This window comes from Fictibacillus sp. EA-CB0309, from assembly GCF_055814265.1.
This window is the reverse complement of sequence record NZ_CP169271.1, coordinates 2,590,295-2,607,359: the sequence shown is the minus strand read 5'-3', so window position 1 is coordinate 2,607,359 and position 17,065 is coordinate 2,590,295. Positions and strand designations below refer to the sequence as shown.

Annotated in this window: 16 protein-coding genes and 3 pseudogenes; 10 read left to right on the top strand and 9 right to left on the bottom strand. The window is 38.6% G+C overall.

Translation table 11 applies throughout. From position 1 onward, the window contains the following. Positions 1-222 precede the first annotated feature (222 nt). Positions 223-1,947, bottom strand: coding sequence for a glycoside hydrolase family 13 protein (locus tag ACEWFH_RS14550; RefSeq protein ID WP_473724557.1), 1,725 nt, complete (start codon positions 1,945-1,947; stop codon positions 223-225). Between the two features lie 338 nt (positions 1,948-2,285). On the opposite strand from ACEWFH_RS14550, the pseudogene ACEWFH_RS14545 reads away from it, so the two are divergent. From ACEWFH_RS14545 to ACEWFH_RS14515, 7 genes and pseudogenes are all read left to right on the top strand, one after another. Beyond that, positions 2,286-3,550, top strand: a pseudogene (locus ACEWFH_RS14545) (extracellular solute-binding protein). A 153-nt stretch (positions 3,551-3,703) separates the two neighbouring features. Beyond that, a complete protein-coding gene (locus ACEWFH_RS14540) occupies positions 3,704-4,966 on the top strand; it encodes a carbohydrate ABC transporter permease (protein ID WP_473724556.1) in 1,263 nt (420 codons plus the stop codon). 1 nt (position 4,967) lies between these two features. After that, complete coding sequence (locus tag ACEWFH_RS14535; protein WP_473724555.1) at positions 4,968-5,804, top strand: sugar ABC transporter permease; 837 nt, start codon at positions 4,968-4,970, stop codon at positions 5,802-5,804. 30 nt (positions 5,805-5,834) lie between these two features. Next, entirely contained in the window at positions 5,835-5,969 is a 135-nt protein-coding gene (locus ACEWFH_RS14530; RefSeq protein WP_473724554.1) for a hypothetical protein, read from the top strand. Positions 5,970-6,044: 75 nt separating this feature from the next. Next, the gene (locus ACEWFH_RS14525) at positions 6,045-7,355 is read left to right on the top strand and encodes an alpha-amylase family glycosyl hydrolase (RefSeq protein ID WP_473727311.1); all 1,311 of its coding nucleotides are present in this window, start codon (positions 6,045-6,047) and stop codon (positions 7,353-7,355) included. Between the two features lie 415 nt (positions 7,356-7,770). Next, positions 7,771-8,793: a LacI family DNA-binding transcriptional regulator gene (locus ACEWFH_RS14520; RefSeq protein ID WP_473724553.1), complete on the top strand. Its 1,023-nt coding sequence runs from the start codon at positions 7,771-7,773 to the stop codon at positions 8,791-8,793. A gap of 66 nt (positions 8,794-8,859) precedes the next feature. Further along, a complete protein-coding gene (locus tag ACEWFH_RS14515) occupies positions 8,860-8,982 on the top strand; it encodes a hypothetical protein (RefSeq protein WP_473724552.1) in 123 nt (40 codons plus the stop codon). Between the two features lie 35 nt (positions 8,983-9,017). Here ACEWFH_RS14515 and ligD read toward each other — a convergent pair whose 3' ends face one another. The 3 genes and pseudogenes from ligD to ku form a co-directional block, all read right to left on the bottom strand. Further along, on the bottom strand, positions 9,018-9,758 hold the full coding sequence (ligD, locus tag ACEWFH_RS14510; RefSeq protein WP_473727310.1) for a non-homologous end-joining DNA ligase: 741 nt from the start codon (positions 9,756-9,758) through the stop codon (positions 9,018-9,020). A 287-nt stretch (positions 9,759-10,045) separates the two neighbouring features. Beyond that, positions 10,046-10,870: an ATP-dependent DNA ligase gene (locus ACEWFH_RS14505; RefSeq protein WP_473724551.1), complete on the bottom strand. Its 825-nt coding sequence runs from the start codon at positions 10,868-10,870 to the stop codon at positions 10,046-10,048. Then, a pseudogene (gene ku, locus ACEWFH_RS14500) lies at positions 10,867-11,747 on the bottom strand (non-homologous end joining protein Ku). The gene ACEWFH_RS14505 and the pseudogene ku overlap by 4 nt, the downstream one beginning before the upstream one ends. 161 nt (positions 11,748-11,908) lie before the next feature. Between ku and ACEWFH_RS14495 the strand changes: the two are divergent. Continuing rightward, on the top strand, positions 11,909-13,042 hold the full coding sequence (locus ACEWFH_RS14495; protein WP_473724550.1) for a histidine kinase N-terminal domain-containing protein: 1,134 nt from the start codon (positions 11,909-11,911) through the stop codon (positions 13,040-13,042). A 37-nt stretch (positions 13,043-13,079) separates the two neighbouring features. Here ACEWFH_RS14495 and ACEWFH_RS14490 read toward each other — a convergent pair whose 3' ends face one another. Further along, complete coding sequence (locus ACEWFH_RS14490; protein ID WP_473724549.1) at positions 13,080-13,217, bottom strand: hypothetical protein; 138 nt, start codon at positions 13,215-13,217, stop codon at positions 13,080-13,082. Between the two features lie 56 nt (positions 13,218-13,273). After that, positions 13,274-14,136: pseudogene (locus tag ACEWFH_RS14485) on the bottom strand (DegV family protein). A 157-nt stretch (positions 14,137-14,293) separates the two neighbouring features. Between ACEWFH_RS14485 and ACEWFH_RS14480 the strand changes: the two are divergent. Together ACEWFH_RS14480 and ACEWFH_RS14475 are read left to right on the top strand one after the other, a co-directional pair. Further along, on the top strand, positions 14,294-15,160 hold the full coding sequence (locus ACEWFH_RS14480; protein ID WP_473724548.1) for a YitT family protein: 867 nt from the start codon (positions 14,294-14,296) through the stop codon (positions 15,158-15,160). A 141-nt stretch (positions 15,161-15,301) separates the two neighbouring features. Beyond that, positions 15,302-16,117 carry a BsuPI-related putative proteinase inhibitor gene (locus ACEWFH_RS14475; protein ID WP_473724547.1) on the top strand — a complete coding sequence of 272 codons (816 nt, stop codon included), beginning with the start codon at positions 15,302-15,304 and terminating at the stop codon, positions 16,115-16,117. A gap of 86 nt (positions 16,118-16,203) precedes the next feature. On the opposite strand, the gene ACEWFH_RS14470 is transcribed toward ACEWFH_RS14475, so the two are convergent. The 3 genes from ACEWFH_RS14470 to ACEWFH_RS14460 are packed head-to-tail and all read right to left on the bottom strand — an operon-like array spanning position 16,204 to position 16,942. Beyond that, positions 16,204-16,464: a NifU N-terminal domain-containing protein gene (locus tag ACEWFH_RS14470; RefSeq protein WP_473724546.1), complete on the bottom strand. Its 261-nt coding sequence runs from the start codon at positions 16,462-16,464 to the stop codon at positions 16,204-16,206. Between the two features lie 26 nt (positions 16,465-16,490). Further along, complete coding sequence (locus tag ACEWFH_RS14465) at positions 16,491-16,733, bottom strand: GNAT family N-acetyltransferase (RefSeq protein ID WP_473724545.1); 243 nt, start codon at positions 16,731-16,733, stop codon at positions 16,491-16,493. Then, a complete protein-coding gene (locus ACEWFH_RS14460; protein WP_473724544.1) occupies positions 16,724-16,942 on the bottom strand; it encodes a hypothetical protein in 219 nt (72 codons plus the stop codon). Before ACEWFH_RS14460 ends, ACEWFH_RS14465 begins: the two co-directional genes overlap by 10 nt. Positions 16,943-17,065 lie beyond the last annotated feature (123 nt).

Here is a 17,065-nt window from a genome sequence, read left to right as displayed (position 1 = left end):
TGAGGTCAAAAGCTAAATGGTCTAAAAGGCAAAGTGCGCCTTCCTAGCCCATTTAACTTTTGCTTGTCGGGGCTGAACGAGCCACTTCCACTTTTCGGACTGCCCGCCTGTCCCGCAGGAGTCTCGCATCTTCCACTTCAAGCAACTTTTCAATGAGGCAAGTCTCAACAAACCTCCAAAAACAAAAGTCTCTTATTGAGATCAACTACTATAAATAAATTATTAATTTTTTCTGTACATGCTGAAACCATATGCAGGCAATGATCCTTCAAATGATGACCCGAAAAGGTGGACGTAACCTTCAGGAATCTCAATTGAAAGCTCAGTATTCTTTTCTCCTGCATTTAAAAGAATCAGCACGCTTTCATCTTCAGTGGATCTTTCATAAACAAGAGTTTGCCCTTCTGCAGAAACAAACTTGATTTCACCTTCGTTTGCTAAAACCTTATGTTCTTTACGAAGCGAAAGCAGAGATTGAATGTGACCGAAAAGCTCTAAGTCTTGTTTCGTTTCATCCCATTCCATACATTTTCTGCAGCCAGGATCATTACCACCCGTCATGCCGATCTCATCACCGTAATAAATACAAGGTGTTCCTTTAAACGTAAGCATCAAAAGGAAAAGCAGCTTCATCTTATCTTTATTTTCTTCACAGAATGTTAGAACACGCTTCGTATCATGTGAACCTAACAGATTGAACGCTGCTTCGTTTACATTTTCAGGATACATGTGGAGCACAGAAGTCATTTTCTCAGCGAAGACTTTTGCATCGATTGTTTCTTTCGCTACAAAATCGAGTGCTGCATTTGTAAATGGATAGTTCATTACGGCATCGAACTGATCGCCTTGAAGCCAGTTCATCGAATCATGCCAGATTTCTCCTAAAATATATGCTTCAGGTTTTACTGATTTAACAGCTGTTCTGAATTCTCTCCAGAAGGAATGGTCCACTTCATTGGCCACATCAAGTCTCCACCCATCGATGTCAAACTCCTCAACCCAATAGCGGGCAACCTTTAACAAATATTCACGGACTTCAGGGTTTTCTGTGTTTAGTTTTGGCATGTCTGCCACAAATGCGAACGTATCATAATTTGGACGCGGTTCTGTCTGAATTGGAAACTCTCTTAGATGGAACCAGTTTTTATAAAGAGAATTCTCTTGATTTCTTAATACATCCTGAAACGGTTCAAAATAATAGCCGCTATGATTGAACACAGCATCAAGCATTACTTTTATTCCGTTCTCGTGGCATACCTTTACTAATTCCTTAAACGTTTCTTTATCTCCAAACTGTGGATCAATCTCTAAATAATCGATCGTATCATACTTGTGGTTAGATTTTGCTTTAAAGATAGGAGTGAAGTAGATCCCTGTTACACCAAGCTTTACGAGGTGGTCAATGTGATCGATCACACCTTGAAAATCTCCACCGAAGAAGTTATTAAACTTAGGTTCTTCACTTGCCCACGGGAGAGAACCCTCAGGATCGTTGCTCTTGTCTCCATTTGCAAAACGTTCAGGGAAGATTTGGTACCAAACGGTGTCTTTTACCCATGAAGGAGCACGGAAAACATCAATCGCATTTAAGAATGGAAAACAGAAATAATAAGCCGTGTCATCAAATGGTGCTTCATTATAGAAACCTTTTTCTGTATAGATCAGTGTTTCACGGCCGCTCTTCAGTTCAAATCCATAACGCAAACGGCGGTAAGGAGGCTGAATCGCAATAAAGTAGTAATCGAAATATTCATCTGTACCACTTAATACCATTGGAGCACTAGACGTTTGCCAGCCTTCCTCCGTCCAATCATAAGGATCTCCATGGATTAATGAGACTGAATCGGCGTCTCCTTTTTTGGTGCGCAGACGGATGTGAAGTGTCTTCTCATCATAAGCGTACGCGTAGTTATTACCTGCTCTGTGATAGATTGCTTCTTTTAACATATAAATATCTCCCTTCCTTATTCTAAAAATAAAAATAGGGCACAACCTATAAAAACTAGGTTGTACCCCTAAAGGATCGTACATTGCCTTCAACTTGTAATGGTGATAGTATAAACCGCTTACAAATGAAAAATCAAGGGAAATGAAAGCGAAAACAAAAATAATTAAAAAAGTATTGTAAAAATTCAAAGCATAGGTATAATGAAATTGAGCACGTAATGCAATCGTTTTCATAAACGGCAAAAAACTTCATAAAAAGACAGAAAATCATTTTTTTGCTAATCTGTGCAAACGTTTGTATGCTTCGAATTTCTAATTACAATAGGGGGTACAATTTGATGAAAAAGTTATTAGCATTACCTTTAACTTTTGCTCTAGCTGCAAGTGCTCTAGCTGCTTGCGGACCGCAAGATGACAGCTCATCTACTGGCGGTAAGAAAGAAAAGGCTGCAGACAAGCCTGAAAAATTAGTAATTTGGGAAGACCAGGAAAAAGGTGCTGGTACTCAAGACGCTATCAAAAAGTTTGAAGAGAAATACGGAATCAAAGTTGAAATGAAAGAAATTCCGATGCTTGACCAGCAAGAAAAGCTTCGTCTTGACGGACCAGCTAAAAAAGGACCAGACGTTATCACAACTCCTCATGACCGTGTAGGACCTTTGGCAATCGAAGGACTTATCGCACCAATCGAAATTTCTGAGGATGTTACAAAGCTTTACACTGAATCTTCAATTAACGCATTAACATATGACGGAAACCTTTATGGTCTTCCAAAGTCAACTGAAACACCAGTATTCATCTACAACAAAAGCAAATGCCAGAAGCACCAGAATCTTTAGACGATGTACTTGCATTCTCTAAAGGTGACAAAGGTGGAGCACAATACGGATTCCTTGCAAACTGGACTGACTTCTACTTTGCTAACGGTGTTCTTTCTGGATACGGAAGCTACGTATTTAAAGACGACAACGGTACTCTAGATCCTCAAGACCTTGGTCTTGCTAATGAAGGTGCTGTTGAAGGATTAGGTTACATCACTAGCTGGTACAAAGATGGATTATTCCCTAAAGGTATCATTGGTGAAAAAGCTGGACAAACAATCGACGGACTTTTCCAAGAAGGTAAAGTTGCTTCTGTAATGAACGGTCCTTGGTCTTTCCAAGGCTACAAAGATGCTGGCATCGATATCGGTGTTGCACCAATGCCTAAGCTTCCAAACGGTGAGTATGTAAAAACATTTATCGGAGTTAAAGGTTACAACGTAAGCCAATTCTCTGAAAACAAAGAATGGGCTGCAAAGCTAGTTGAGTTCATCACAAACGAAGAGAGTGCTAAAACTCGTTTCGAGAAAACAGCAGAAATCCCTCCAGTTGTATCTCTTATGGAGGACCCAATCATTGCAGACAACGAAGCAGCTAAAGCTGTAGCAGTTCAATCAGAACGTGGAGTTCCAATGCCTAACATTCCTGAAATGGCAGAAGTTTGGGCTCCAGCTGCAAACGCACTTCAATTATCTGCAACTGGTAAGTCTGAGCCAAAAGCTGCTCTAGACAGTGCAGTAAAAACAATTGGACAAAACATTAAAGCAAACCACAGCAAGTAATAAGTAATTAGAGGAAAGCGGTACCCTAAAGTCGCGGGTACTGCTTTCTCTAACTATTGTGTTTGTTGGAAAGATTTTGCTTATGAATGGGTCCTAAGATCTTTCGAACAAAACACAAAACAGTTAGTGGGCAAAAGAAAGGGGAACCCTGTAATGACACATCGTAAGACGGCAGCTTTGCTGTCCATCATTCCAGGAATGGGGCAATTTTATAACAAACAATTTGTTAAAGGTTTCGCATTCTTAATTTTAGCAGCATGTTATTTTATTGCGTTTCTGGATTTTCTAAATATCGGACTTTGGGGAATTGTAACACTTGGTACAGAAGTGCCTCGAGATCACTCCATATTCTTGTTAGTAAACGGGGTAATTTCGATACTCGTAGTAGGGATCGGGTTAGGATTTTATTCCTTTAACCTTTATGATGCTTTCCAGAATGGGAAAAAGCGCGATAACGGTTTGAAACTAAGCACATTGAAAGAGCAATACCACAATGTAGTCGACAAAGGATTCCCATACTTAATGGTTGGTCCTGGATTTTTATTATTAATTTTCGTAGTAATTTTCCCAATCATCTTCATGTTGCTTCTGGCCTTTACGAACTATAACCTATATAACTCTCCACCAGCGAAACTAGTTGATTGGGTAGGGTTTAAGAACTTTATTGAAATTTTCTCATTAGATATTTGGCGTGAAACATTTATATCTGTATTTGCTTGGACAATTATCTGGACGTTTACTGCAACAACGCTTCAAGTTTCAGTAGGTATTTTCTTAGCGGTTGTTTTAAACCAAAAGGAAATCAAGTTTAAAGGTGTTATCAGAACGCTGCTGATCTTGCCATGGGCAGTACCAGCATTCGTATCGATCTTAATTTTCTCAGGTTTGTTCAATGACACATTTGGAGCAATCAACCAATCGATTTTAGCACCACTTGGAATCGATTCCATACCTTGGATGACAGATCCTTTCTACACAAAGATTGCTCTTATCTTTATTCAATCTTGGCTTGGCTTCCCGTTCATTATGGCGATGACGACGGGTGTACTTCAGTCTATTCCTGGTGAATTGTATGAAGCAGCTACAGTTGATGGGGCATCAAACTGGGATAAATTCCGTAAGATTACACTGCCAATGATCTTATTTACAACAGCACCAATCTTAATCACACAATACACGTTTAACTTTAATAACTTTAACGTTATCTATCTATTTAATAATGGTGGTCCTGCAGTAGCTGATCAAAATGCAGGTGGGACAGACATCCTGATCTCATGGATCTATAACTTAACGATGACTTCAGCTCAATATAGCAAGGCTGCAGCTGTAACCGTATTGTTATCGTTGATCATCGTTTCACTTGCCCTATGGCAATTTAGAAAAACGAAATCATTTAAGGACGAAGGAATGATTTAATATGAGTATAAAAACAGCAAGAAGAATACGTTTAACTCTGTCCTATCTTGTTTTATTGTCGGCTATTGGGATCGTTATCTATCCGATTCTCTGGGTTATTGGATCTTCCTTCAACCCAGGTAACACTTTATCAAGTTCAACTATTATTCCTGAGAATGCAACATTAGCTCATTATAAAAAGCTATTTGCTGAAACGGATTACCTGATTTGGTACTGGAACACGCTGAAAATTTGCTTTATCACAATGGTTCTATCTGTAATTTTTATTGGCCTTACTGCTTATGCATTTTCTAGATACAAGTTTGTTGGACGTAAGAACGGATTGTTGCTTTTCTTGATTTTACAGATGATTCCGCAATTCGTTGCAATCCTTGCAATCTATATCCTTGCATACCAAGTAGGCTTGCTTGATACACACTTTGCATTAATTCTTGTTTACGTGGGTGGATTAATTCCGATGAACACGTACTTAGCGAAGAACTATTACGATACAATTCCAAAAGAATTGGATGAATCTGCACGTATTGATGGTGCTGGTCACTTCCGTATCTTTTGGCAGATCATTCTTCCGCTATCAAAACCAATTCTAGCGGTAATCGCACTATTTAGTTTCATTTCACCGTTTGCTGATTTTATCTTGGCTTCCATTTTAATCAGTTCTGATGAAAAGATGACACTTGCGGTTGGTCTGTTTAACATGATTAAGAATGAATTTGGAAACAGCTTTACACTATTTGCAGCAGGTTCTGTATTAGTTGCAATCCTGATCGGTCTGCTTTTCTTATCACTGCAGCGTTACTTTATCTCTGGATTAACAGCCGGCGGTACAAAAGGTTAAAAACAGCACCGCATTAAAGGAGGAACGGCGATGGGCAAAAGAATTATGTTCTTAGGCTTAGCGTTTCTTCTTTTTTATCTGTTCAAAATAAAGCGCTCGCAGAAAAAAGGAAGAGCGATTATGGAAAGACGAAACCATCTACTTTATTATGGTAGACAGGTTTAATAATGGAGATAAAAGTAATGACTTTGACGTTGATTTGAATGATCCTGCCGCATATCACGGCGGTGACTTTAAGGAATTACAGAAAAGCTGGATTATTTAAATGACCTAGGTGTAACAGCCATCTGGCTGACACCAGTCGTTAAAAACGAGCCAAAAGGGTACCACGGTTATTGGACTGAGGATTTTTATGAAACAGAAGAGCATTTTGGTTCTAAGGAAGATTTAAAGAAGTTAGTGAAAAATGCACATGATCGAGACATTAAAGTGATTTTAGATTTAGTCGTAAACCACACAGGCTATCAGCATCCTTGGTTAAATGAGACGTCCAAGAAAGACTGGTTCCATCCACAGATGGAGATCGGCAACTGGGATAACCAACAAGAAGTTGAAAACGGTTGGCTCGCAGGCTTGCCTGATCTAAATACAGAGAATAAAGCAACACGGGATTACCTTTTAGATATGGCGGAGTATTGGATTAAGGAAACGGATATTGATGGCTATCGTTTAGATACGGTAAAACACGTTCCTAAAGATTTTTGGAAGGAATTCTCTGAACGGGTGAAGCAAACGAAGCCTGGCTTTTATTTGATTGGGGAAGTGTGGCACAACGATCCAAGATATATCGCAGATTACAAAAAAGCAGGAATTGAATCGTTTGTTGATTATCCTTTGTTTAATGAAATGGTTCGTATTTTTAGACAAAGCGGACAATCACTTTCTGAGCTAAATTCGGTATGGGAACGAAACAAGTTTTACTATGAAGATCCTTATATGTTAGGAAACTTTATTGATAATCATGATAACATCCGATTTGTTCGTGAAGTGCTATTGAAGCAAGAAGATCCGGAGAATAGACTTAAGATGGCATTAACCTATCTGTACACAGCTCCTGGAATTCCAATCCTTTACCAAGGAACAGAGCATATGATGGATGGTGCGAAGGATCCGGACAATCGCCGTATGATGGATTTTTCGCAAAATAAGGACATGGAGACTTTTACAGCAAAGTTAGGGAAGCTTAGACAAAAGCATCCTGCACTCCGGCGTGGAGATTATTCCATGATTGTTGATAAAGACGGAACAGCTGTCTTTAAGCGGTCATATAAAGATGAAACTCTCTATATCGTCTACAACAACGATAAAAAGAAAAATACTATTTCATTTTCAGATGAAGATCTAAAAGATAAAAAGCTAGTGAGTCTGTTATCAGATGAAGAGATTAAGGTAAAGAAGAATGCAGTGGACCTGACTCTAGACGGAGAAAAAGCGCAGATTTATGCGGTTCAAGAGGCTGACGCTCAATGGATGACTTATCTCCTAGCCGCTGGACTAATAGCTGCAGTCGGCATCTTCCTATATCTATTAAAAAGAAAGAAACGATCTTGAAAATTTTTTAATTTTTTTCTATCTCTTCATGTCTAGTTGATTGGAGTGAAAGGTGTGAGACTCCTGCGGGACAGGCGGGCAGTCCGAAATGTGGAAGTGGCTCGTTCAGCCCCGACAAGCAAAAGGTGAATGGGCTAAGAAGGCGCACTTTGCCTTCATGACCGTTTAACTTTTGACCTCGAGGGGCTAGCCACTGCAACTAGACAGGTGAGACACTTAAAAGTGAAACGTTACGAATGTGTCTCACCGCCTGCCCGATGGAAAGGGAGCACCTGTTACGGAAATCAACCACTTTCAAGAACGACAGAGCAACAGTGCATAATTAATATTTCTTTTTACTAGGAATTCTATACAATTATGATGGATTAAGAAAGCGTATACACTAAGCCAAATAGTCTGAAAGGAGGACTATATCATGTCAGTTACGATAAAAGATGTAGCAAAATTAGCAGATGTTGCTCCATCTACCGTATCGAGGGTAATCGCAAATAACCCTCGCATATCAGAAAAAACAAAACGAAAAGTTAAAGAAGCAATGGACTATCTTGGCTATCATCCAAACTTCAATGCTAGAAGTTTAGCGAACCGAAGCACACAGGCTATCGGACTTGTTATGCCAAGCTCAGCTGATAAAGCATTCCAAAATCCCTTTTTCCCTGAAGTAATTAGAGGGATCAGTACAATTGCACACGAACAAGAATATGCTCTATATATGTCAACGGGGAATACGGAAGACGAAATATTTGAAGGTGTTGTCCGTATGGTGCAAGGGCGCCGTGTTGATGGGATCGTTATGTTATATTCCCGTGTGGATGACAGGATCATGTGCTATCTGCAAGAACAGAAATTTCCGTTTACTGTAATCGGTAAGCCGTTTAAGAACGCGGAAAATATTACTCATATTGATAATGATAACTTTAAGGCCGCGCAAGAAATGACGGAATATTTGATTTCACTTGGACATGAACGAATTGGTTTTGTAGGTGGGAATCTGAATCTAGTGGTAACCATTGACCGGTTATTGGGCTATGAAAAAGCCATTCGAAACGCAGGGCTTCCTTACAAAGACGAATACATTGTTCATGAAGAGTTTTTAAAAGAAGGAGGGCAAGAGGCAGTTAAAGAGCTTCTCGCTTTAAAAGAGCCTCCATCCGCACTCCTAGTGATTGATGATGTTATGTCATTTGGTGTACTAAGCACTTTAAATGAGCTTGGTGTAAGTGTTCCTGAAGATATATCATTGTTAAGCTTTAATAATGTTATGTTATCCGAACTTTCATCACCTTCATTAACTTCTGTAGATATTAATATATTTAAGCTCGGTTATGAAGCTGCAAAAGGTTTGCTAGAATGCATTCACGCACCGGAAAAACCAGCAAAGCGAGTTGTAGTGCCGTTTGAATTAGTAAAACGACAAACATGCAGCAGTGTTAAATAAAGGCTCTTTTCTAAAAGATTGTTGCTTTCAGATTTTGTCACCTATGATAGTTGATTGGAGTGCAAGGTGGGAGACTCCTGCGGGACAGGCGGGCAGGTGAGACACTTATACGTGAAACGTACGAATGTGGCTCACCGCCTACCCCGCGGAAAGCGAGCACCTGGAACGGAAATCAACCACTTCCACTAAATTAAAGCCTCAAGAAGATAGGTTCTCTTATCTCCTTAGAGGCTTTTTTCTTTGAGTGCTTTTATTACAGGCAGTATTGGCTGATTACTTTTGGCTTTGAAAAAGTCTTTAAATGGATCCCCAACTTCTTTTAATCGGTCATTTATTACGTTTAAAGGGAACATTTGGGGTCTTAACGACTGATTCACCTCATGCCAGTAAAGTGGGGTTGCGACAAGTGCATCCTCATTTCCTCTTACTGAGTACGGAGCGATAATCGTTTTGCCTTCCGCATGCTGAATATAGTCAACATAACATCTGTTTCCTCGGTTCTTTTTCAAACGTTCAATCGTAAACCATTTAGGCTCTTGTTGAATCAAATAATGTGCGAGGAACTCTGTAAATATGCGGGAATCGTCAAAAGTGACCCGATCCTCTGGAAGCGGAATATAAATTTGCATGCCTTTATTACCGCTAGTCTTAATAAATGTAGTAAGGTTTAACTTGTCGCAAATTTCTTTGATCATAAGAGCTGCCTCTACTGATAAATGAAATTCATTTCTGGATGGCGGGTCTAAATCCATTACGATTTCGGAGGGGTAACTGGTACTAGATGTTCGGTAGGGAATATGAAATTCAAATGCAAGCTGATTTCCGAGCCACAATAACGTCGGCAAGTTATTGCACACAATATAATTGATATCATCTTCCTTTACGGTGTTTACAAAGGATGGAGCATAATCTGGGCAGTTTTTTTGATAAAACCGCTCATCGCCAACACCGTGGGGATATCTGATAACGGTTAAAGCACGATTTCTTAAAAAGGAGCATATTGGGAGCCATTTGAGTCAAATAGTTTATATATTCTACTTTTACGATAGAGAGCTCCGGCCAAAGAGGCTTATCAGGGCTAGTTAATGTGACAACTTCACCGTAAACGTTTAGGTTTAATTGTCCTTTTGCAGGTTTTCCCATGTGCATTCCTCCCAATTTACATCAAACCGGAAAGAAACAAACCTAGGCTGTCTTAGTTGATTCTTATACAGCTCCAAATAAGAAAGGTCTACGCATATGGAAGGTTCTATCAAAATAAGAGTACCTGACTTTCCGTTTTGATTTTTTTCACAATCTGAATTAATGCTTCTTTTTCTTCAGGAGAAATTCCATGAGAAAACAAGCCTGCAAAGAAAACCGTTTGATCTTTAATAACACCTACATGAAAAAAGCCGTTCTCCGTATCATAGCCAAGGATAAAAAATGTTTTTATTTTAAGGTTTTTCACTTTAATCCATTTGTTTGACCTTACTCCAGTAGACCATTTGTTAGTCATATCCTTTGCGACTATTCCTTCGCAGTTGTATGTACGTACTGTCGTCTCTATCTCTTCTATATCTGGTGTAAATGGGACATAATTCATACAGCTTGCAGGCGATACGTCATTCGTATTAACATCAAGATTTTGAAGGAAATGCTGCAACTTTTCTTTTCTTTCCCAAAAGCGCTGCTGATAGATATACTTGCCTTCCATCGCAAGCAGATCAAACGCACAAAAAGAAGCAGGATAGAGTTCAGATGCCTTTAAAATTTTGTCGCTTTGTTTGAGTCTTCCTCTTTTTTGAATCTGTTCGAAGTTCGCCTTAAAAGGATTTTCAAGTATACAAAGCTCTCCGTCCACCAAAAGGGGAAAGAGGTGTTTAATGTTCTCTTGAAACTGTTTTAAACGGTCAGGTATCTCTGGGAAAATAGTGTGAAGGGCGTGACCGTTTCTAGAAGTCATGATGATGGAGGACTCGTCCCAGTATAAAAGACACCTAAACCCGTCATATTTTACTTCATATACCCAATTCTCACCTTTAGGTAAATCGGTTGATAGAGAAGGGAGCATTGGTTTTAAAAACGTATGGATCATGAACTAGCTTTCTTTTTTGCGGATGATTTTTTCTTTTTTGGTTTTGTTTCATCGGAACTTTTCTTAGAAGACGCTTCTTTCGTTTTCTTTTCTTTATCGGCAGTTTCTTTCCCTTTATTTTCATTAATGGAAGCTTGAAGTGCTTCCATAAGATCCACGACATTAGTTTTTGGTTTTTCTTTAGCTACTTTTACTTCATCACCAGAAATCTTGCTGTTGATCAATTCCAGAACGGCTTCACGGTATTCATCTTCATATTTTTCTGGTTCAAACGGAGATGTTAATTGTTCGATCAGCTGTATTGCCATCTCAACTTCTTTTTCATTTAGAGAAACATCGTCTGTTAAACCAGGTACATGGTCAACATTTCTAACTTCATCTGGATAAAAAATCGTTTCCAGAACAAGACCATTCTTATAAACACGTACTGCAGCAAGATGTTCCTTGGATCTTAGAGTGAATTTAGCAAGTCCAATCTTCCGGTATCCTCCATCGCTTGTTTTAACAAAGCAAATGATTTAATTCCATTCTCTCCAGGACCAATAAAATAAGAACGATTATAAAAAATGGGATCGATCTCTTCTAACTGGATAAAATCAATGATTTCTATGGATTTATCAGATACACCTGCCAATTCGTCTAATTCTTCTTTTTCAACTACAACAAATTTTCCAGGTTCGTATTCATATCCTTTTACAATTTCCTTTGAATCTACCGTTTCTTCACAAACTGGACAGATCTTTTCATACTGAACAGGACTATGGCAGTTTTCGTGAAGATACCTCATCTTAATATCTTTATTTTCAGTGGCAGCAAACAGCTTAATCGGTATGTTAACTAGACCGAAGCTGATGGCACCCTTCCACATCGTATGCATGGAAACCATCCTTTCAAAATCATTTATGAATAGTTTCTCCATACTGAAGTACATCATGTATATTTTTCCATGGTTTATACAGATTTCGACAATGCATTGTAGAAATATACAATTTCATTCATAATGGGGGAAGAATTTGTTTTATTTAAAGGGTGATTATATTGGATAGCAGTACAAACACAAAAACAAATACAGAACTCGCTTATTTTTTATGCGAACAAAAATCAAGCATTGTGGAAAAATGGCTGGAAAGAGTACTGTTGCCTCAAAATGACCCTTTCTATGAAGAAGTAAAAAAGAACGGCCATCAAACGATTATAGAACTGATTAACTATTTGGAAACAGGGTCACTTGAGAGATTGCATGCATTAACAAGCAAGATCGCAAAAGAGCGGATTGAAGCGAAAGCAAACGTAGGGGACTTTGTCCACAACATCAATGTTGGACGAAGCATCGTATATGAGCTATTAATGTGTTCATTGTTAAATGACCAAGCAAAAGGCGATGGTGTATTAAAAATGCAGCGCTATTTTGATCAGCTTGTATTTTTAAGTGTGAAAGAATACACAGCACTTAAGGATTCAATTATCGATCGGAAAAATCAATTCATACAAGAGATGCATCATGATCGATTAACCATGTTAGGTCAGATTGCAGCAAGCTTTGCACATGAATTTCGGAATCCGCTAACATCTGTAAAAGGTTTCATTTACCTGCTGCAAAAAGAACTGGAAAAAACAGATCAATCTCAGTATTATTTCGAAATTATTCAAAATGAGATGCAAAGTCTTGAAGAAAAAATCACTCAGTTTCTTTATTTATCAAAAATGAGAGGCTTAGAAGATAAGCTTGAAAAAGTTCCGTTAACTTCTCTGCTGCATGAGATGATGGAGTTTATGTATCCTCGGTTTACGGAAGCGAACATTGTTACGAGTACAGAGCTCTGTGAAGAAGCTCTAATTGAAGGTGATAGCGCACAGATCAAGCAAGTGTTATTAAATATCCTTGTTAACGCTGTGGAAGAGCTAAGCGGATGGAACGGAGAAAGAAAGATCAGGGTTTCATTAATAAGGCAAGATGATCAAACCGTAGAATTAGCGATCTGCAACAACGGTAATCCTATTCCTGATTATCTGCTCGAAAACGTATTCGAGCCGTTTGTTACAACGAAGTCTCTCGGGACGGGGCTTGGTCTCTCTGTTTGTAAACAGATCGTTGAAAAGCACAACGGAACAATCGAAGTATGTTCTGAAGAAGACTTCACGTGTTTTACAATTACATTTCCGACAATCTAAAAAGCTCCCTGATTTAGGGGCTTTTTAATATGTCTTTTTATAGATGATCAGGCTCTTTAGAATAAGGCTGTTTACCTTTTTGCTTACTTTCTAATTCTGCTTCATTCTTCAATTGATTCATTGCCTGATTATCTTCTGGGCGTTTATTGTTGTCTTTAGTATTACGATGTGTCATGAATATCCCTCCTGTCACTAACATCTGTCAGAAGGTAGACGTTTATTCATAATGTTTTAAGAAACTTTTTTAGGTGTATTTAAAAAGAATAACGCGATTGTTCCTGGACCAGCATGAGCGCCAATTGCGCAGCCGATCATCGTAATTAAGATGTTTTTGTTTCCGGTCTCTTCAATGATAAGTTCTTTTAAAGCTTGGGCTGTTTCTGTATCATCCGCGTGACTGATCCCGATTGTAATGTCATGAAGTGACGTGGCGCGCTCTTTCATAATTTCTACCATACGGCCAAGAACTTTTTCTTGCCTCGTAGTTTTTCTAAAGGGAATAGCTTGCCATCTTCCATATGTAAAACAGGTTTGATTTTCAAAAGAGTACCCATTACTGCCGCTGTTTTACTCACTCGGCCGCCACGTAATAAATATTCAAGGTCATCAACGGTAAAAATATGTTCAAGATGATTTCTGTAGTGTTGAAGAGTATGTATAATTTCATCAAACGATTTGCCATCTTTCGCTTCTTTGGCTGCTTCATAAACCATTAAGCCATACCCTAATGATGCAGCTTGACTATCAAAAACTTCAATTTGAGCGTCAGGATATTCTTCAAGCACTTCGTTTTTCATAAGTACAGCTGTCTGATATGTGCCGCTTATGCCGGATGACAGGGTTACATAGATAGCGGGTTGTCCATTTCTAGCATAAGAGGTTAACGTTTCTTTTATGATGGATGGAGGGACTTGTGCGGTTTTTGGAACAGAGCCTTCCTTCATGTATGTATATAGCTGCTTCGGTTCTATGTTCGATCGGTCAAGAAACTCCTCATTATTTACCTGTACAATTAAAGGGAGCATTGATATTTCATACTCATCCAAAATCTGTTTAGGTAAATCTGAACCTGTATCGGTAATTATCGTAGTCATTATTATTTCACCTGCTTGGCTTTTTTCTATAGTTTAACTTGTGATGGAATGAAAAGGCAATGATCATGTATAAAAAATAGCTCATTTGGCTATTGACGGGGTATATCCTTTTCTGTTAAAAATGAATTTTGGATTAAGAAAGGAGGGACCCATACACATGACAGAACGTTTTCGCTTAAGCGATCTTGGTATAACAGAGTTAAAGAAAATCTTTTTCATCATTGTAGGCTCATTATTGAATGCCGTTTCTCTAAACATGTTCTTAATACCGGCAAAAGTTTATGCGAGTGGATTTACAGGGGTTTCACAGCTCATATCCTCTTTGCTCGTTAATACGGCTTTTCCTATTAGTACTGGTATTCTGTACTTATTATTTAATATTCCGGTTACGATCTTAGGTTGGTTGAAAGTAGGAAAGTCATTTACGATATACAGCTTCTTAAGTGTTATCATGATAACTGCTTTCTTGGAGATCATCCCGATAACCGTTGTCTCATCCGATATTTTACTGAATGCTGTGTTTGGAGGAGTAATCGCTGCGTTAGGTGTAGGAATTACATTAAAGTACGGTGCATCTACTGGAGGACTAGATATCATTGCGATGATTTTATCTAGAATGAAAAACAAACCAATCGGCGGCTACTTTTTCGTTCTTAATGGATTAATCATTCTTGCTGCTGGATTTCTTTTCGGTTGGGAAAAGGCGCTATACACCCTTGTTGCACTATACGTATCTTCTCGAGTAATCGACGCCGTACATACGCGTCACGAAAAGTTAACCGCTATGATTGTTACGAAAAAAGGAAAAGAGATTCAAGAAGCCATCCATGGTAAAATGGTTCGTGGAATCACGATTGTTCCTGCTAGAGGGGCATTTTCGAAGCAAGACAAAGAAATGCTTATCATCGTCATTACTCGTTATGAACTATATGACCTGGAGCAAGTGCTAAAAGAAGTCGATCCAAATGCCTTTACTAATATTGTTCACACGACTGGCATCTATGGCTTCTTCCGAAATGACTAAGGGGGACAGACCCCAGACAATTACAAATTCATCATTTTTGTACACACGGTATGGACAAGATCCATACCGTGTTTTTATTTATGAATCTTTTCAATAAATTCACCATATAAAGGTAAAAATGTAATGGAGGTGATCATCTCTATGAAGCAAATGACTAAGTACTTATTCGAAATCTTTTTAACAATCTTTGTGGTAACATCTCTTCTTTCAGCCTGCGCTAAAGAAGAAAAGAAAGTAGAAAAGAAAACTGGTGAAGTAAGCTCTCAGCTAAATCCTGTGCTATCCATTCAGCAAAGAAACGATGGAATAGACTTTTTGGCAGTGATTGAGAATCAAAGCAATCACACGGTAACTCTGAGTTTCAATAGTTCTAAAATGTTCGATGTAACCGTTGCAGATTCATCGAACACAGAAGTGTTTAGACATTCAAAGGGTAAGAAATATGAGCAGAATCAGGAGAAAGTTCAGATCAAAGCAGGTGCAAGCCATATATGGAAAACGAAGTGGAGAGTTCCTGCAGCAGAAAGAAAAGCGGGTATCTATAAAGTGAAAGCGACTTTTACACCAAGCAAGATCTCACCAGGAGCTCTTAAGACAGAAAATTTAACAGTGGAAGAAACGCTCACTCTACAATCCGGAATAGGTGACGTGAAGAACAACTCATTTCGAAACATACATTTTACCGGAAAAGATGGTATGTACAAGGTTTCAGGAGAGGCGAGAGTTTTTGAAGCAGCTTTTGCTTACACAGTTTCAGATGGGCATACCGTTTTCGTGGAGAAGCATGAGCAAGCGAGTGAAGGTGCACCAACCTGGGCGCCATTTTCTTTTACAATCAACATTCCAGAGGAAGATCTTCCTATAAACGGTACACTCATGCTGGAACTTTTCTATTACAGCCCGAGAGACGGCGAAAGAACAGATGTACTTGCAGTGCCATTACAAACGTTTAAATAAATGAAGTTTTTGGGAAGCATTTTATCAAATATAGTCTCAATAAGAAAACCAGCCCTATAGGCTGGTTTCAAACGTAAAAGTAAATTTTAAGCATTCTCTTCCAAAGCTTTTTGAATTTCCGGCATTAGTTCGTTCCAGTCACTGTCGTTCGTTTTATTAACCGTAATAAAGTTCTCAAAACCAAAAATTGATTCTACACCGTCAATCGATAATAACGCTCTAGCAAGAGCTGAGTCTGATTCATCTCCAACGCGTGCTGAAAGTCTGCCTTCTAAAAATTTCTCAGAACCATCAAATTTGATTGCGTTTGGATTTGGTGTGGGTTGGATCGAAAATTCGACTGCCATTTTAAACACTCCTTCATATTTTAGAATTAAAAGTGAAATGCATATCTTTTAGAGATGATATCATGAAAATCCAGTGAGTTATACAAATGCTTCGTTACAGAATTGTTGATTCCTGTTTCGAGTTCAATGGATTTGATTCCATCTCGTTCAGCCCAATAGATTAAATGAAGCAAAAGTTTCCGTGCGATACCTTTGTTTCGGTGTTCTTCGTGTACATAAAGCTCGTTTAACCATAAATAAGGTCCACCGATGCGAAGACTTACTCCCAAATTAAAAAGGCTATACCAATCACAGAATTTTCTTCTTCAGCAACAATAATCCCGCTTTTATCAGGATTATCAAGTGCCATCTTAATACCTGCAAGCGTTCTGGATTGTTCTTCAGGCTCACCATCCATCGTTCGCTGCTGTAGGAATAAATGTGCAATTTCTTCGATGATATGGGATTCAGCTTCATTTGTTACACGATATATTTTCATACAATGCCCCCAAAATTACTCTAAAACGTAAGATGTCTCTTTCACATAACACATTATAACAAATTTATTGAGTGTTTGACGTTTGATAAATGGAAATTTCTTTCGAATACTTTAATAATAGGT

What these genes read in the sequence shown, in the direction of transcription:
- ACEWFH_RS14540 (WP_473724556.1), top strand. Translation starts at nt 3,704, where the DNA reads ATGACACATCGTAAGACGGCAGCTTTGCTGTCCATCATTCCAGGAATG.
- ACEWFH_RS14470 (WP_473724546.1), bottom strand. Translation starts at nt 16,464, where the DNA reads ATGGCAGTCGAATTTTCGATCCAACCCACACCAAATCCAAACGCAATC.
- ACEWFH_RS14535 (WP_473724555.1), top strand. Translation starts at nt 4,968, where the DNA reads ATGAGTATAAAAACAGCAAGAAGAATACGTTTAACTCTGTCCTATCTT.
- ACEWFH_RS14520 (WP_473724553.1), top strand. Translation starts at nt 7,771, where the DNA reads ATGTCAGTTACGATAAAAGATGTAGCAAAATTAGCAGATGTTGCTCCA.
- ACEWFH_RS14505 (WP_473724551.1), bottom strand. Translation starts at nt 10,870, where the DNA reads ATGATCCATACGTTTTTAAAACCAATGCTCCCTTCTCTATCAACCGAT.
- ACEWFH_RS14475 (WP_473724547.1), top strand. Translation starts at nt 15,302, where the DNA reads ATGAAGCAAATGACTAAGTACTTATTCGAAATCTTTTTAACAATCTTT.
- ACEWFH_RS14480 (WP_473724548.1), top strand. Translation starts at nt 14,294, where the DNA reads ATGACAGAACGTTTTCGCTTAAGCGATCTTGGTATAACAGAGTTAAAG.
- ACEWFH_RS14490 (WP_473724549.1), bottom strand. Translation starts at nt 13,217, where the DNA reads ATGACACATCGTAATACTAAAGACAACAATAAACGCCCAGAAGATAAT.
- ACEWFH_RS14460 (WP_473724544.1), bottom strand. Translation starts at nt 16,942, where the DNA reads ATGAAAATATATCGTGTAACAAATGAAGCTGAATCCCATATCATCGAA.
- ACEWFH_RS14530 (WP_473724554.1), top strand. Translation starts at nt 5,835, where the DNA reads ATGGGCAAAAGAATTATGTTCTTAGGCTTAGCGTTTCTTCTTTTTTAT.
- ACEWFH_RS14550 (WP_473724557.1), bottom strand. Translation starts at nt 1,947, where the DNA reads ATGTTAAAAGAAGCAATCTATCACAGAGCAGGTAATAACTACGCGTAC.